The following is a 16119-nucleotide window of genomic DNA, read 5'->3' on the forward strand; positions in this document are numbered from 1 at the left end:
CAGCCCACAGGGTTTTCTTGGGGGACACTTACGCCGGAATCATCTCGAGCCGGATGTCGGCGAACTCCAGTCCAAAGGTCTTGCCCATCTCTGCGGCACAAACGCCTATCTGAAGTTCATTGGAACGAGCAAACCAGTTGGATACCGGGCCGTCCACCTCTACCCACTCACCGACGCAAGTTTGCGGGTTTACCCGCATGCTCACCCAGCCGCTGTGAGTGCTCTCGGTGATCAGGAAGGCGAAGCCGAGCTTCCCCGGCTGCTCTTTGATGCGATAACGGAAAGTCAGATGAAAATGCTCATGCGCCAGCTCGGGGTCTTTGAAATTGAACTGCTTGTAAAGACCTGGAAGGAACCTGTTTTTATCGCTGGCGATCATCTCGCCAGCCCAGAAAATGTTCCGGCCTTGTTCATCGGCTACCAGCCTTGCGCCGATTGCGCCATTACCGTCGACCCATCCGTTACGGTCTTGAGCGTCGAAAGTCGTGTGATCCACATAACGCATGGTGTCCTCCAAAATCTTGATGGAATTACAGCCGCATCGACCTTTCCACCTTGTCGGGCAAGGACAGCGTCGCCAAAATATTAAGCACATCGGATTCAGCGAGGGCTACTGTCAGAACTAACAGGTCGACTGAGCTGGCCCGCCGACTAAAAATACCCGCAAGTCAGTTGCCAGTTCGTGAATTTCTATTTAAGGAATCGAACCGATCCCACAAAAGCCGCGCTTGACCATTACTCCAAGCGTAACGATCCAGCGCCGAGCTTGATTGATGCCCTCGCCCCAACACTCCTAAGGTGACCCCACGACAGCGAACCCGTGGAGTGGTCATGACAACAACAATATCCCCCGACTCGCGCTGGACGCGGCGGCGCAGCGAGAAGCAGCGGCGGCTCGAACTGGTGAAGGGGCTTGCCGACGGTGTGGTGTTGCCCACCGACAAGATCGTCGCGGCGCTGGAGGCGTTGATCCTGCCGGGTGACCGCGTGGTGTTGGAAGGCAATAACCAGAAGCAGGCGGATTTTCTCTCGCGCTCCCTGGTGAAAGCCGATCCGTCGAAGCTGCACGACTTGCACATGATCATGCCCAGTGTCGGCCGCTCCGAGCACCTGGACCTGTTCGAACGCGGCATTGCCCGCAAGCTGGATTTTTCCTTCGCCGGCACCCAGAGCCTGCGCATCAGCCAGTTGCTGGAAGATGGCCTGCTGGAAGTCGGGGCGATCCACACTTACATCGAACTCTATGCACGGCTGGTGGTGGACCTGATCCCCAACGTGGTGCTTTCGGCCGGGTTCATGGCCGACCGCGCCGGCAATATCTACACCGGCCCGAGCACCGAAGACACCCCGGCGCTGATCGAGCCGGCGGCCTTCAGCGATGGCATCGTCATCGTTCAGGTCAACCAGTTGGTGGACGACGTCAGCGACCTGCCGCGAGTGGACATCCCGGCCTCCTGGGTGGATTTCGTGGTGGTGGCCGACAAGCCGTTCTACATCGAGCCGCTGTTCACCCGCGACCCACGGCATATCAAGCCGGTACACGTGCTGATGGCGATGATGGCGATTCGCGGGATCTACGAAAAACACAACGTTCAGTCCCTCAACCACGGCATCGGTTTCAACACCGCCGCCATCGAATTGATCCTGCCGACCTATGGCGAATCCCTCGGCCTGAAGGGCAAGATCTGCCGCAACTGGACCCTCAATCCTCACCCAACGTTGATCCCGGCCATTGAAAGCGGCTGGGTCGAAAGTGTGCATTGCTTCGGCACCGAACTGGGCATGGAAAACTACATCGCCGCCCGCCCCGACGTGTTCTTCACCGGGCATGACGGCTCGTTACGCTCCAACCGGATGGTCTGCCAATTGGCCGGGCAGTACGCAGTGGACCTGTTCATCGGCGCCACGTTGCAGGTAGACGGTGACGGCCATTCCTCGACGGTGACCCGTGGTCGGTTGGCAGGCTTCGGTGGCGCGCCGAACATGGGCCATGATCCACGCGGTCGCCGCCACGGCACGCCGGCCTGGCTCGACATGCGCCACGGCGATGGCGAGGCGCCCTTGCTGGAGCGTGGCAAGAAACTGGTGGTGCAGATGGTCGAGACCTTCCAGGAGGGCGGCAAGCCAACCTTCGTCGAGACTCTCGACGCGGTAGATGTGGCGAAGAAAGCCGGCATGCCTCTGGCGCCGATCATGATCTACGGCGACGACGTCACCCACCTGCTCACCGAAGAGGGCATCGCCTACCTGTACAAGGCCCGCTCGCTGGAAGAGCGCCAGGCCATGATCGCGGCCGTGGCCGGGGTCACTGCCATCGGCCTGCGGCACAACCCCAAGGACACCGCGCGGATGCGCCGCGAAGGCTTGATCGCCTTGCCCGAAGACCTCGGCATCCGTCGCACCGAGGCCACCCGCGAGTTGCTCGCGGCCAAGAGCGTGGCCGATCTGGTGGAGTGGTCCGGTGGCCTCTACAACCCGCCCGCCAAGTTCAGGAGCTGGTAAATGCACGCACTCAACTGGCAACCCAAAGCGTTATCGCTGTCCGAGCGCTTGGCGGATCTGGCCGTAGATGCGCTGATCGACGAAGCCGACCTGTCGCCCAAACCGGCCCTGGTGGACCGTCGCGGCAGCGGCGCCCATACCGATCTGCACCTGGGCCTGATGCACGCCTCGGCGCTGTCGCTGTGGCCGGCGTTCAAGGAAATGGCCGAGGCCGCCATCGATTACGCTGAAATCGGCCTGCCGCTGCGCGAAGCCCTGGGACGGATCGGCCGTGAAGGTGAAGCTGCGATGCTCGCCACCACCGGTGGGGTGAACACCCACCGTGGCGCGATCTGGGCCTTGGGCCTGCTGGTCGCCGCCGCGGCGCTGGAGCCTGAGTCCAATGCGCCCGGCGCCGTTGCCCTCAGAGCCGCCCGCCTGGCCTTGCTCGATGACCGCTACGCGCCAAAACCCTTGAGCCACGGCGCCCAGGTTGCCCAGCGCTACGGCGTGCGCGGCGCCCGTGAAGAAGCCCAACTGGCATTCCCGGCCGTTACGGGCCTGGGCCTGCCGCAACTCAAGCGCAGCCGTGCGGCGGGGGCAGGGGAGCAGAACGCCCGGCTCGATGCGTTGCTGGCGATCATGACCACCCTGGCCGACACCTGCGTGCTGTATCGCGCCGGCGAAGCGGGTTTGCAAGCCATGCAACAAGGTGCCAGAGCCGTGCTCGACGCCGGTGGCAGTGCCAGCCTGGGCGGTCGTCGCCAACTGCACGCGCTGGACCAACAATTGATTGCCTTGAACGCCTCGCCCGGCGGTGCGGCCGACCTGCTCGCCGCCTGCCTGCTGCTCGACCGGATCGAGCGCGGCGATGGCCTCTGCCCAGGAGTGTGCTGATGCAAACCTTATCCTTTGAATTTCCCGCCGGGCAGCCGCCACGGGGCCGGGCGCTGGTGGGCTGTGTCGGTTCGGGCGACCTGGAAGTGCTGATCGAGCCAGGCCTGGCCGGCAAATTGACCATTCAGGTGCAGACCTCGGTCAATGGCAGCGAACAGCGCTGGCAGCATCTCTTTTCGCGCATGTTCGATGGTCAGGTGCCGCCGGCGCTGTCCATCGACATCCATGATTTCGGCGCCACGCCTGGCGTGGTACGCCTGCGCCTGGAGCAAGGCTTCGAGGAGATCGGCCATGACTGACAGCGCCACGCTTTTGAACAAGCACAGCTTCGTCGAGCTGGGCGCCCGCCAACGGGCCAGGGCCTTGCTGGATGACGGTACCTACCGCGAATTGCTCGACCCGTTCCAGCGGATCATGTCGCCCTGGCTGTTGCGCCAAGGCGTGGTGCCGCAGAGCGATGACGGCGTGGTGATCGCCAAGGGCCGCCTCGACGGCTTGCCGGTGGTGATCGCCGCCATCGAAGGCGCGTTCCAGGGTGGCAGCCTTGGCGAGGTCGGTGGGGCGAAGATTGCCGGCGCCCTGGAGCTGGCCGCCGAAGACAACCGCAACGGCATCCCGACCCGGGCCGTGTTGCTGCTGGAAACCGGTGGCGTGCGCTTGCAGGAAGCCAACCTGGGGCTGGCAGCGATTGCCGAAATCCATTCAGCGATTGTCGACCTGCGCCAGTATCAACCGGTGGTCGGCGTGGTGGCCGGGAGTGTCGGCTGCTTCGGCGGCATGTCCATCGCCGCCGGGCTGTGCAGCTACTTGCTGGTGACCCAGGAAGCACGGCTGGGCCTGAACGGCCCGCAAGTGATCGAACAGGAAGCCGGCCTCGACGAGTACGACTCCCGCGACCGGCCCTTCATCTGGAGCCTGACCGGCGGCGAGCAGCGTTTCGCCACCGCACTGGTGGACCGTTATGTGGCCGATGACGTGGCGCGGATCCGCCAGGAAGTGAGCCAACTGCTGCACCAGGGCGTGCCATCCGCACACCGCAGTGGTCAGGCCGAGTGGTTCCTGCAACGCCTGGCTCGATTGGACACCGAGGCGCAAATCGAACCGGCAGCGGTTCGCCAGTTGTATCAGGGAGAACGCCCATGAGTGCTTATTCATTGCGCGGCTTGCGCTGGTTCGAAGCCCTGAGCGGCAACGCCCTGCCGGTCCAAGGATTGCCCGCTTCGTTGAAGGTCGCCGACGTCCGATTGGGCGAGCAACAGGTGCGGCTGCTGGCGGTGGTGGCTGATCCCGACAACCGTTTTCCACGGGCTCGTAGTGGCGAAGTCGGCTTGCTGGAAGGCTGGGGTCTGGCAAAAGCGGTGGATGATGTCATCGCCGCCGACCGCGATGCGCCGAGCAAACGGCCGTTGATTGCCATTGTCGATGTACCGAGCCAGGCGTATGGCCGACGCGAGGAAGCCCTGGGCATCCATCAGGCGCTGGCCGGCGCGGCGGACAGTTACGCCCGCGCCCGATTGGCCGGACATCCGGTGATCGGCCTGCTGGTAGGCAAGGCGATGTCCGGCGCCTTTCTCGCCCACGGCTATCAGGCCAACCGGTTGATTGCCCTGCGCGATCCAGGGGTGATGGTCCACGCCATGGGCAAGGCGTCGGCGGCGCGGGTGACCTTGCGTAGCGTCGAAGAGCTGGAGGCGTTGGCCGCCAGCGTGCCGCCGATGGCGTATGACATCGACAGTTTTGCCAGTCTGGGTTTGTTGTGGGAAACCCTGTCGGTCGAGCAGATCGAGCAACCGTTGGCGAGTGACCTGGCGCGGGTGATCGATTGCCTGCAACAGGCGATCAACGAGGTCGCCGCAGCGCCGCGGGACTTGAGCAGTCGCCTGGGCGCGACTCACCGGGCCGCCTCCAGCACCGTTCGCCAATTGCTGAGAGCGCAGTGGTGAATCATTTCCTGGCCCATGACCTGCTCTGGGGGATGACCCCGCAGCGGTTGCCGGCGGATGCGCCGCACTGGGTGAGAGAATCCCTTGGCCTCGGGCAACCGGTGGTCGTGCGGCGGGCGCTGGCGGAGCCAGGGCAGGTGGCGGTGGGCGTGCGCGGGCAATCCCGGGAACAACGCTACGCCACGTCGATGCCGCTGGCGGCCGTCAAGCTGCGGGTGCGCCCGGAAGACCTGCGGCACGTCGCCCCCCGTCGCGACTTGCCGGCCCTGCAAGCGCTGTCCCGCCTGCGTCCGCTGCTCGACGCCAGCGGTTGGGTCTGGGGCGTCAGCGGCAGCGCCGGCTTCGAACTCGCCAGTGGCATCAAGGCGTTGCATGAGCGCAGCGACCTGGACCTGATCCTGCGCACGCCGCAGCCCTTGGACCGCGCTCAGGCCAAGGTGCTGCTGGCGCAGCTGGACGATTCGGCATGCGCCGTGGACATGCAGTTGCAGACGCCATTCGGCGCCGTGGCCCTGCGCGAGTGGGCGGGTGTGTCGCAGCGGGTCTTGCTCAAGGATGACCTCCAGGCCCGGCTGGTGACGGATCCGTGGCAGCCGTCGCTGGAGTGCGTCGCATGAGCAGCCTCTTGGTGTTCCCCGGCCAGGGGGCGCAACGGCCCGGCATGCTCCATGGCCTGTCGCCGAGGATTCTGGGCGAGGCGAGCGATGTGCTCGGCGAAGACGTCCTGCAACTGGACAACGCCACAGCGCTGCAATCGACTCGTGCCGTGCAGTTGTGCCTGTTGGTTGCCGGCGTGGCGGCGTCGCGTCGCTTGCTGGAACAGGCGCCTGCGCCGGACTACGTGGCGGGGCTGTCCATCGGTGCGTATCCGGCGGCGGTCGTGGCCGGTGCCTTGGCATTCGAAGACGCGTTGCGGCTGGTCAGCCTGCGGGGCGAGCTGATGCAGCGGGCCTATCCGCAAGGCTATGGCATGACCGCTCTCATTGGCCTCGACCTCGCGACCGTCGAAGCGCTGCTGGCTCAGGTACACAGCGACACGACACCGGTCTACCTGGCCAATATCAACGCCGATAACCAGGTGGTCATCGCCGGCAGCGACGAGGCCATGGGTCTGGTCGCCGCCAAGGCCAGAAGCCAGGGCGCCGCCAAGGCCTGTCGCCTTGCCGTGAGCGTGCCGTCCCATTGCCCGTTGCTGGAAACCCCGGCACGGACGCTGGCGGCAGCGTTTGCCGAGGTGCCATTGAAAACCCCGGTCGTGGGCTATCTCAGCGGCAGTCGGGCAAGGCCTGTGATCAAGGCCGAGGCCCTGCGCGACGACCTGGCCTTCAACATGTGCCGCGTCGTCGATTGGCGCGGCACGGTGCAAAGCGCCTTTGAGCGAGGCGTGCGGCTACAGATCGAACTGCCGCCCGGTGCGGTGTTGACCGGGCTGGCGCGCCGGGTGTTCGAGCAGGGCACCGTCATTGCCTTCGACGGGGCCCGGCTCGATACCCTGCAAGCGCTGCTTGCTGAGGAGGGAAGCCGCCAACCCTAGACCACCGACTCAGGCTGCGAACCTACAAGAACAACAATTTCGACGATGCATTTTGAGGATTACAACAATGATTATTTACGGTGTGGCGCTGTTGGCGATCTGTACGCTGGCAGGGGTGATCATGGGCGACCTGCTCGGCGTGTTGCTGGGCGTCAAATCCAACGTGGGCGGGGTCGGCATTGCGATGATCCTGCTGATCTGCGCACGGTTATGGATGCAAAAACGCGGCGGCATGACCAAGGACTGCGAGATGGGCGTCGCCTTCTGGGGCGCCATGTACATTCCGGTGGTGGTGGCGATGGCCGCGCAACAAAACGTGGTCACGGCTTTGCACGGCGGCCCGGTGGCAGTGTTGGCGGCCATCGGTTCGGTGGTGCTCTGCGGCTGCACCATCGCGCTGATCAGCCGGACCCACAAAGGCGAACCCTTGCCCGACGAGCCGGCTGAAGTCACGCCCCTTGGCACACCGGTAGGAGGTCGCTGACATGTGGGATCTCATTGAGAAAGGCCTGGAACATAACGGTTTGATCACGGCGTTCGCCTTTGTGGGCGTGATCATGTGGGTGTCGGTGATCCTGTCCAGGCGCCTGACGTTCGGCCGGGTCCACGGCTCGGCGATTGCCATCGTCATCGGCCTGGTGCTCGCCTGGGTCGGCGGCACCATGACCGGTGGGCAGAAGGGCCTGGCGGATCTGTCGCTGTTTTCCGGCATCGGCCTGATGGGCGGCGCCATGCTGCGGGACTTCGCCATCGTTGCCACCGCGTTCGAAGTGCAGGCCACCGAAGCGAAGAAGGCCGGGATGATCGGCGTGATCGCGCTGCTGCTGGGTACGATCCTGCCGTTCATTGTCGGGGCGAGCATTGCCTGGCTGTTCGGCTATCGCGATGCGGTGAGCATGACCACCATCGGCGCAGGCGCGGTGACCTACATCGTCGGGCCGGTGACCGGCGCGGCGATTGGCGCGACGTCCGATGTGATGGCGCTGTCGATTGCCACCGGGCTCATCAAGGCGATCATCGTAATGGTCGGCACGCCCATGGCGGCACGCTGGATGGGCCTGGATAACCCACGCTCGGCCATGGTGTTCGGCGGGTTGGCCGGCACGGTGAGCGGTGTGACGGCCGGCCTGGCGGCGACGGATCGGCGACTGGTGCCCTATGGCGCGTTGACCGCGACGTTCCATACCGGGCTTGGCTGTCTGCTTGGGCCTTCGTTGCTGTACTTCATTGTTCGGGGGATTGTCGGCTAAGCAGCGCTGCTTTTGTGGCGAGGGAGCTTGCTCCCGCTCGGGTGCGCAGCAGCCGCTCTTTTGGGGCCGCTACGCGGCCCAGCGGGAGCAAGCTCCCTCGCCACAAGGTTTCAGCCTTGGCGATTGGCATACATCCGGCACTCGGCCAGCAGCGCCAGCAGGTTCGGATCGCGCTCCTTGGCCTTGAGGAACACCGCGCCGATGTGCTGCTGCAACCGGTATTTTTCCTGCAACGGGATCAGTTTCACCCGGTTCTCATAAACCGCCGCAATCCTGCCCGGCAGCAGCGCATAACCCACCCCGGAGCTGACCATGCTCAGCAGGGTGAAGATGTCGTTGACCTGCATCGCCACCTTCGGCTCGAACCCCGCCTGCTTGAACACCCGGATCCCGTCCTGATGCGTGGCGAAGCCCTGGGTCAAGGTGATGAACGTTTCGTCGCGGACCTCGGCCAGGTCGACTTCGCTGCGTTGGGCAAAGGGTGAGTCAGCCGGCGTGGCGAGGAAGATGTCATCGGAAAACAGCGCGATGTGCTCGCAGTCCGGGTCGTTGACGCTGTCGTCCAGGGACACCAGGATCGCGTCGACTTCCATGTTCTTGAGCTTGTACAGCAGGTCGATGTTCGAGCCCATGATCAGGTCGATATTGAGTTCGCTGCGCCGGATCTTCAGGCCCATGATCAGCTGCGGCACGGTCTTGACCGTCAGCGAGTACAGCGAGCCAAGCTTGAAGCGCTCTGCGGAAAACCCGGCGGCCTCGCGGGTCAGGCGCACGCTTTCGATCACGTCCTGGATCAGCTTCTGCGCCCGTTCTTCGAGCACATAAGCGCTTTCCAGCGGCGTCAGGTTGCGGCCTTCGTGCTTGAACAACGGGCAACGCAGGGCACTCTCCAGCGAGTGAATCGCCCGATGCACGCTGACGTTGCTGGTCTGCAACTCGGCCGCCGCCCGCGCCAGGTTTCCGGTGCGCATGAAGGCCAGGAACACCTCGAGTTTCTTCAGGGTCAATTCTTCGTCGATCAGCATGGGGCGGGCTCTTATTCGTATCGCTTGATTGTGCCCCAATCGACTTGTTTGAGAGGTTTTATCTGTGGCGAGGGAGCTTGCTCCCGTTGGCTGCGAAGCGGCCCCTTTTTTTGCGATTGCTGCGCACTGGTGCGCCAGCCCGGTCGAGCGGGAGCAAGCTCCCTCGCCACAGGTTTTGTATCTTCGAGGACTTAAGCAAACCATTGCACTTTGTCGCGCCAAGCCCGAGCCTTGGCGCATTTCTGGAAACAGGGGGTAAGGATTCGATGTATCACGGGGAGCGACTCAACGCCTGGACCCATCTGGTCGGGGCAATCGCAGCGTTTATCGGTGGGGTGTGGCTGGTGGTGATTGCCGGGCTGACCGGCGATCCCTGGAAGATCGTCAGCGTGGCGATCTACGGGTTCACCTTGCTGGTGCTTTACAGCGCTTCGACGGTCTACCACAGCGTGCGCGGGCGCCGCAAAGCGATCATGCAGAAGGTCGATCACTTTTCGATCTACCTATTGATCGCCGGTAGCTACACGCCGTTCTGCCTGGTGACCTTGCGCGGGCCGTGGGGCTGGAGTCTGTTCGGGATTGTCTGGGGGCTGGCGCTGATCGGGATCCTGCAGGAGATCAAGCCGCGATCCGAAGCACGGATCCTGTCGATCGTGATCTACGCCGTGATGGGCTGGATCGTGCTGGTGGCGGTCAAGCCGTTGCTGGCGGCCCTGGGCAGCGCCGGGTTTGCCTGGCTGGCCTCGGGTGGCGTGTTGTACACCGTGGGCATCATTTTCTTCGCCCTCGACAACCGCTTGCGCCATGCCCATGGCATCTGGCATCTGTTCGTGATCGCCGGCAGCCTGCTGCACTTTGTGGCGATTTCGCTTTATGTACTCTGACTGGAAAGCACCCTGGAACCCCTGTGGGAGCGGGCTTGCTCGCGAATGCAATCTACCAGCGACATTGATGTTGGCTGACCGGCCGCCTTCGCGAGCAAGCCCGCTCCCACAATGGGCCTGCAATTGATCACCGTATCTGTGGTGAGCTAGAAATCCCCCCACAACTGCTGCGCCACCGCCAGGGCCACTACTGGCGCGGTTTCGGTGCGCAGCACGCGGGGGCCGAGGCGGGCGGCGTGGTAGCCGGCGGACCTGGCCTGTTCGACTTCGGCATCCGACAAACCGCCCTCGGGGCCGATCAGGAAGGCTAATGTCTGCGGCCGGGGATGGCTGACCAGCGGCTCGGCCACCGGGTGCAGCACCAGCTTCAGCCCGGCCTCGGTGTGCTTCAGCCAGTCGGCCAGCAGCAGCGGCGGGTGGATCACCGGCACGGTCGAGCGCCCGCATTGCTCGCAAGCGCTGATCGCCACTTGGCGCCAGTGCAGCAGACGCTTGTCGGCCCGTTCATCCTTGAGGCGCACTTCGCAGCGTTCGCTGAAGATCGGTGTGATCTCGTTGACCCCCAGCTCCGTGGCCTTCTGGATCGCCCAGTCCATCCGCTCGCCCCGGGACAGGCCCTGGCCAAGGTGAATGTGCAGCGGCGATTGCGGCTGTCCGTCGAACTGCTCGTTCAGTTGGACCCGCACGTGTTTCTTGCCGACTTCGGCCAGCACACCCCGGAACTCCTGGCCCGAACCGTCGAACACCTGCACCGCGTCACCCTCGGCCATGCGCAGCACCCGGCTGATGTAGTGGGCCTGGGCTTCGGGCAACTCGTGCTCGCCGAGGCTCAGGGGGGTGTCGATGAAGAAGCGGGACAGTCTCATGTTGGTTCTCTGTTGAATCGGGGATGGCATTGTTGTTTTGATCGAACGCGTTGTGGCGAGGGAGCTTGCTCCCGCTCGATTGCGCAGCAATCGCAAAAAAGAGGGCCGCGTCGCAGCCCAGCGGGAGCAAGCTCCCTCGCCACAGGGAATCTGTCTTCAGCCCGGATCGCGATAACCCGGATGAAAGTCCTTCGGCACCGCCACGCTGACCTTGTCCCGCGTCGCGATGTCGATACCTTCGCTGGCGACTTCGGCCAGGAAATCGATCTGCTCCGGGGTGATGACATACGGCGGCAGGAAATACACCACGCTGCCCAGCGGCCGCAGCAGCGCACCGCGCTCCAGCGCATGCTGGAACACCGTCAGGCCGCGTCGTTCCTGCCAGGGATAAGCGGTCTTGCTGGCCTTGTCCTTGACCATCTCGATCGCCAGCACCATGCCGGTCTGGCGCACTTCAGCCACGTTCGGATGGTCGGCCAGGTGCGCGGTGGCGCTCGCCATGCGCTGGGCCAGGGCCTGGTTGTTCAGGATGACGTTGTCTTCTTCGAAGATATCCAGCGTCGCCAGGGCTGCCGCGCAGGCCAGCGGGTTGCCGGTGTAGCTGTGAGAGTGCAGGAACGCGCGCAGGGTCGGATAGTCGTCGTAGAACGCGCTGTAGACCTCGTCGGTGGTCAGGCACGCCGCCAACGGTAGGTAGCCGCCGGTCAGGGCCTTGGACAGGCACAGGAAGTCCGGAGTGATCCCGGCCTGCTCGCAGGCAAACATCGTCCCGGTACGACCGAAGCCGACCGCGATCTCGTCATGGATCAAGTGCACCCCGTAACGATCGCAAGCCTCGCGCAGCAGTTTCAAGTAGACCGGGTGATACATGCGCATGCCGCCGGCGCCCTGGATCAGCGGCTCGACGATCACCGCCGCGACGCTGTCGTGGTGCTCGGCGAGGGTCTGCTCCATGGCCGCGAACATATTGCGCGAGTGTTCTTCCCAGCCCATGCCCTCGGGACGGTGGTAGCAGTCGGGGCTTGGCACCTTGAGGGTGTCCAGCAGCAGCGCCTTGTAGGTCTCGGTAAACAGCGGCACATCGCCCACCGACATCGCCGCGATGGTTTCACCGTGATAGCTGTTGCTCAGGGTGACGAAGCGCTTCTTGTCTGGTCGCCCGCGATTGACCCAGTAATGGAAGCTCATCTTCATCGCCACTTCGATGCACGATGAGCCGTTATCGGCGTAGAAGCACCGGGTCAGGCCGTCGGGCGTCATCTGTACCAGGCGTTCGGACAGTTCGATCACCGGCTGGTGGCTGAACCCGGCGAGGATCACGTGCTCCAGTTGATCGACCTGGTCCTTGATCCGCTGGTTGATGCGCGGGTTGGCGTGGCCGAACACGTTGACCCACCAGGAGCTGACGGCGTCGAGGTAGCGCTTGCCTTCGAAGTCTTCCAGCCACACGCCTTCGCCGCGCTTGATCGGGATCAGCGGCAGTTGTTCGTGGTCTTTCATCTGGGTGCAGGGGTGCCACAGCACCGCGAGGTCACGTTGCATCCACTGGTTATTCAGGCCCATGTACAGTCTCCTCGAGGCGGCTCGCGGCGGGCGCGGGCAAAACAATCGCGCAAGCCTATGCAATGGCGGCCCGGGGGACAACCTATTGTGTCGATCACGCTACTTTGGGCCAGGCGATAGACGTCGCTGGCGGCGTTTTGATGGCTGACGTATTCTTCGCCGTTCCCTGGGCCGACTGGCTCGAAAAACCGCGGGCCGCCTGGCTCGAAACTGAAATTTCCTACGTTCTAAACCGGAGTTCCCTGAATGTCTGCTGGTTGGCTGCGCGCCTGTGCGCTGGTGATGATAGGGCTGTTCAGCGTTTCGGCGCTGGCCAAGGACAAACAACCGACGGCGATTGTCATCGGTGGCGGCCTGGCGGGCCTCACGGCGGCCTATGAGTTGCAGAACAAAGGCTGGGCAGTGACGTTGCTGGAAGCCAAGCCCGACCTGGGCGGTCGCTCGGGCATGGCCACCAGCGAGTGGATCGGCAATGAAAAGACCCAGCCGGTGCTGAACAAGTACGTCTCGACCTTCAAGCTGAGCACCACGCCGGCGCCGGAATTCGTGCGCACCCCCAGCTACCTGATTGACGGCACCTACTTCACCGCCGCCGACCTGACGACCAAACAGCCTGCCACGGCCGAAGCCCTCAAGCGCTACGAAACCACCCTGGACGACCTGGCGCGCTCCATTGACGATCCGCTGAACCCGGCCGCCACCAGCACCTTGCATTCGCTGGACCAGATCACCGTGTCCAACTGGCTCGACCGTTTGCAGTTGCCGGCCACGGCGCGGCAGTTGGTGAACCAGGAGATTCGTACCCGTTACGACGAGCCGTCGCGTCTGTCGCTGTTGTATTTCGCCCAGCAGAGTCGGGTCTATCGTGGCGTGTCCGACCGTGACCTGCGGGCCTCGCGCCTGCTCGGCGGCAGCCCGGTGCTGGCCCAGGCGTTCGTCAAGCAACTGAAAACCATCAAGACCAACTCACCGGTATCGGCGATTTCCCAGGACAAGGACGGCGTGACCGTCAAGGTCGGCAGCGTCGGCTACCAGGCGGACTACGTGGTGCTGGCGGTGCCGTTGCGCGCCCTGAACAAGATCCAGTTGACCCCGGCCCTGGATGCCCAGCATCAAGGTGCGATCAAGGGCACCAACTACGGTTGGCGCGACCAGATCATGCTCAAGTTCAAGACTCCGGTCTGGGACAGCAAGGCGCGCATGTCCGGCGAGATCTACAGCAACACCGGGCTGGGCATGATGTGGATCGAGCCGGCTCTGAAGGGCGGCGCCAACGTGGTCATCAACCTGTCCGGTGACAACGCCCGGGTGATGCAGGCGTTTGGCGACAAGCAGATGGTCGACCAGGTGCTCATCCGCCTGCACGCCTTTTATCCACAGGCCCGTGGCGCGTTCACCGGCTACGAGATCCGTCGCTACAGCACCGATCCGTCCACGGGTGGCTCGTACCTGGCCTTTGGCCCCGGCCAGATCAGCAAGTACTGGCGCCTGTGGGAAAAGCCTTTGCAGCGCGTAGCCTTTGCCGGTGAACACACCGACAGCCTGTATCCGGGCACCCTGGAAGGCGCATTGCGCAGCGGTCAACGGGCAGCCAGCCAGGTTGAAGACCTGGCGGCAGGCAAGTCGTTCGAACCGGCCAAGGTGGCACCGGTCGCGGCAGCTGCTGCCGGTGCAGTGGCGGCGAAGAAGGGCAACTTCTTCACCAACCTGTTCGGTGGCTCCGATGACGAGAAGAAGCCGGAGCCGGTCAAGGCCCCGGAACCGGTAGCTCCAACGCCGGCACCCGCACCGGCACCTGCTCCTGCCCCAGCTCCTGCGCCGGTAGAGCCGCCGAAACCTGCGGTACCGGTGAAAGCTGAACCGGCCAAGAAGGCAGCGGCTAAGCCTACGGCTAAAAAACCTGCTGCCAAGACCGAGGCGAAAAAAGCCCCGGCCAAGGCGCCGGTGAAAAAGCCTGAACCGGCGAAAAAACCAGCGGCCAAGCCGGCTGCAACGACACCGGCGGCTACTGAGACCAAGGCTCAGTAAGGCTGGGGAAATAGAAAAAACGCGGCGAGTCTGCCGCGTTTTTTATTGCCTGAAGTATCGCCTTCGCGAGCAAGCCCGCTCCCACAGTCGACCGCGTTCCCCTGTGGGAGTGGGCTTGCTCGCGAAGAGGCCGTGTTTGCCAGCTCAATTGGGTCTGGCAACCTCGGATATAACGCCTCGTATTCCCGTTAATCTTTCCTTAACCGACCCCAACCAAACTGATGATCGTATTTCTCGATATTTCAAAGCGAAATTTTCCGCTTTAAATCGATAGATAAGCCGCTAGTCTTGGTCGCAGTCTTTACAGGATATGAGCAATGCAGCTACGCAACTCTTCTTCTCGCTATGGCTGGGTCAGCCTCGTCCTGCACTGGGGCGTGGCGCTGGTGGTATACGGGCTGTTCGCGCTGGGCCTGTGGATGGTCGGCCTGGACTACTACAGCAGCTGGCGCAAAGACGCGCCGGACCTGCACAAGAGCATTGGCCTGGTGTTGCTGGCGGTCATGTTGCTGCGGGTGCTCTGGCGCTTCGTCAGCCCGCCGCCACCGACCCTGCAAACCTATGGCCGCCTGACCCGCGTGAGCGCCAAGCTCGGCCATGGTGCCCTGTATCTCGGGTTGTTCGCCGTGATGATTGCCGGTTACCTGATTTCCACCGCAGACGGTGTCGGGATCCCGGTGTTTGGCCTGTTTGAAGTACCCGCGCTGGTGTCCGGACTGCCTGACCAGGCAGACGTCGCCGGTGAGATTCATCTGTACCTGGCCTGGGCGCTGGTAATTTTCTCCGGCCTCCATGCGTTGGCAGCATTGAAACACCACTTTATTGACCGTGACGCGACCCTCAAGCGAATGCTGGGACGCCAAGCCTGATGTTCAACCTCGACTCCAAAGGAATAGAAAGCATGTTGAAAAAGACTCTCGCCGCCCTGGCAATCGGTTCCGCCCTGTTGTCGGCCGGCCAGGCCATGGCTGCCGACTACGTCGTCGACAAGACCGGCCAGCACGCCTTCGTTGATTTCAAGATCAGTCACCTGGGCTACAGCTACATCACCGGTACCTTCAAGGACATCGACGGCAAGTTCAACTTCGACGCCGCCAAGCCGCAAGACAGCAAGATCGAGTTCAACGTCCGGACCGCCAGCGTCTTCACCAACCACGCAGAGCGTGACAAACACATCGCCAGCAAGGACTTCCTGGACGTAGGCAAGTTTGCCGAAGCCAAGTTCGTGTCCACCAGCGTCAAGCCCACCGGCAAGAACGCCGACGGCAAGGACACCGCCGATGTGACCGGCGACCTGACCCTGCTGGGCGTGACCAAGCCGGTCGTGGTCAAGGCCACCTTCCTGGGCGAAGGCAAGGATCCATGGGGCGGCTACCGTGCCGGCTTCGAAGGCACCACCACCATCAAGCGTTCCGATTTCGGCAAGCAGATGGACCTGGGCCCGACCTCCGACGCGGTCGAGCTGTACGTGACCTTTGAAGGTGTCAAAGCGAAGTAACCTTCGCGCCTGACAAAAAACGCCCCGGGTCTTGTGATCGCGGGGCGTTTTTTATTGCCGTGTTTGAGAAAGTCACGCAGAACCCCTGTGGGAGCGGGCTTGCTCGCGAATGCGGTGTGACAGTCGCAGACAATGTTGCCTGACACACCG

The 16119-nt window shown here is 63.4% G+C and carries 17 protein-coding genes; 13 read left to right on the forward strand and 4 right to left on the reverse strand.

Annotated elements, in window-relative coordinates; all coding sequences use genetic code 11:
* Positions 1-28: 28 nt before the first annotated feature.
* Entirely contained in the window at positions 29-505 is a 477-nt protein-coding gene (locus RGM2987_RS10040; protein WP_245140346.1) for a hypothetical protein, read from the reverse strand.
* 326 nt (positions 506-831) lie between these two features.
* On the opposite strand from RGM2987_RS10040, the gene mdcA reads away from it, so the two are divergent.
* From mdcA to madM, 9 genes are all read left to right on the forward strand, one after another.
* Entirely contained in the window at positions 832-2502 is a 1671-nt protein-coding gene (mdcA, locus tag RGM2987_RS10045) for a malonate decarboxylase subunit alpha (RefSeq protein ID WP_245140348.1), read from the forward strand.
* Entirely contained in the window at positions 2503-3378 is an 876-nt protein-coding gene (locus tag RGM2987_RS10050; RefSeq protein WP_245140350.1) for a triphosphoribosyl-dephospho-CoA synthase, read from the forward strand.
* Positions 3378-3677: a malonate decarboxylase subunit delta gene (locus RGM2987_RS10055; RefSeq protein WP_245140353.1), complete on the forward strand. Its 300-nt coding sequence runs from the start codon at positions 3378-3380 to the stop codon at positions 3675-3677. The genes RGM2987_RS10050 and RGM2987_RS10055 overlap by 1 nt, the downstream gene beginning before the upstream one ends.
* Positions 3670-4521 (forward strand): biotin-independent malonate decarboxylase subunit beta, encoded by an 852-nt coding sequence (locus tag RGM2987_RS10060; protein WP_245140355.1) that lies wholly within the window; start codon positions 3670-3672, stop codon positions 4519-4521. Before RGM2987_RS10055 ends, RGM2987_RS10060 begins: the two co-directional genes overlap by 8 nt.
* Positions 4518-5321, forward strand: a complete 804-nt coding sequence (gene mdcE / locus RGM2987_RS10065; protein ID WP_245140358.1) for a biotin-independent malonate decarboxylase subunit gamma — start codon at positions 4518-4520, stop codon at positions 5319-5321. The genes RGM2987_RS10060 and mdcE overlap by 4 nt, the downstream gene beginning before the upstream one ends.
* Positions 5315-5938, forward strand: a complete 624-nt coding sequence (locus RGM2987_RS10070) for a malonate decarboxylase holo-ACP synthase (RefSeq protein ID WP_245140361.1) — start codon at positions 5315-5317, stop codon at positions 5936-5938. Before mdcE ends, RGM2987_RS10070 begins: the two co-directional genes overlap by 7 nt.
* The gene (gene mdcH / locus RGM2987_RS10075; RefSeq protein ID WP_245140363.1) at positions 5935-6855 is read left to right on the forward strand and encodes a malonate decarboxylase subunit epsilon; all 921 of its coding nucleotides are present in this window, start codon (positions 5935-5937) and stop codon (positions 6853-6855) included. The genes RGM2987_RS10070 and mdcH overlap by 4 nt, the downstream gene beginning before the upstream one ends.
* Before the next feature lie 67 nt (positions 6856-6922).
* The gene (gene madL / locus RGM2987_RS10080; protein WP_245140365.1) at positions 6923-7339 is read left to right on the forward strand and encodes a malonate transporter subunit MadL; all 417 of its coding nucleotides are present in this window, start codon (positions 6923-6925) and stop codon (positions 7337-7339) included.
* Position 7340: 1 nt separating this feature from the next.
* Positions 7341-8105 (forward strand): malonate transporter subunit MadM, encoded by a 765-nt coding sequence (madM, locus tag RGM2987_RS10085; protein ID WP_245140367.1) that lies wholly within the window; start codon positions 7341-7343, stop codon positions 8103-8105.
* Positions 8106-8215: 110 nt separating this feature from the next.
* Here madM and RGM2987_RS10090 read toward each other — a convergent pair whose 3' ends face one another.
* Positions 8216-9130 carry a LysR substrate-binding domain-containing protein gene (locus RGM2987_RS10090; RefSeq protein ID WP_245140370.1) on the reverse strand — a complete coding sequence of 305 codons (915 nt, stop codon included), beginning with the start codon at positions 9128-9130 and terminating at the stop codon, positions 8216-8218.
* Between the two features lie 266 nt (positions 9131-9396).
* On the opposite strand from RGM2987_RS10090, the gene RGM2987_RS10095 reads away from it, so the two are divergent.
* Positions 9397-10014, forward strand: a complete 618-nt coding sequence (locus tag RGM2987_RS10095; protein WP_245140373.1) for a hemolysin III family protein — start codon at positions 9397-9399, stop codon at positions 10012-10014.
* 146 nt (positions 10015-10160) lie between these two features.
* On the opposite strand, the gene RGM2987_RS10100 is transcribed toward RGM2987_RS10095, so the two are convergent.
* Positions 10161-10880, reverse strand: a complete 720-nt coding sequence (locus RGM2987_RS10100) for a 16S rRNA (uracil(1498)-N(3))-methyltransferase (RefSeq protein WP_245140374.1) — start codon at positions 10878-10880, stop codon at positions 10161-10163.
* Positions 10881-11036: 156 nt separating this feature from the next.
* Positions 11037-12443 (reverse strand): adenosylmethionine--8-amino-7-oxononanoate transaminase, encoded by a 1407-nt coding sequence (locus RGM2987_RS10105; RefSeq protein WP_245140376.1) that lies wholly within the window; start codon positions 12441-12443, stop codon positions 11037-11039.
* Between the two features lie 246 nt (positions 12444-12689).
* Between RGM2987_RS10105 and RGM2987_RS10110 the strand changes: the two genes are divergently transcribed.
* The 3 genes from RGM2987_RS10110 to RGM2987_RS10120 all read left to right on the forward strand — a co-directional run bounded on the left by RGM2987_RS10110 (position 12690) and on the right by RGM2987_RS10120 (position 15969).
* Positions 12690-14471, forward strand: coding sequence for a flavin monoamine oxidase family protein (locus RGM2987_RS10110; RefSeq protein ID WP_245140378.1), 1782 nt, complete (start codon positions 12690-12692; stop codon positions 14469-14471).
* 317 nt (positions 14472-14788) lie between these two features.
* On the forward strand, positions 14789-15340 hold the full coding sequence (locus tag RGM2987_RS10115) for a cytochrome b (protein ID WP_245140380.1): 552 nt from the start codon (positions 14789-14791) through the stop codon (positions 15338-15340).
* Between the two features lie 32 nt (positions 15341-15372).
* Positions 15373-15969 (forward strand): YceI family protein, encoded by a 597-nt coding sequence (locus RGM2987_RS10120; RefSeq protein ID WP_245140382.1) that lies wholly within the window; start codon positions 15373-15375, stop codon positions 15967-15969.
* The last annotated feature ends 150 nt before the right edge of the window (positions 15970-16119 follow it).

The sequence above is a fragment of the Pseudomonas sp. RGM2987 genome (assembly GCF_022952855.1).
Lineage (GTDB): Bacteria > Pseudomonadota > Gammaproteobacteria > Pseudomonadales > Pseudomonadaceae > Aquipseudomonas.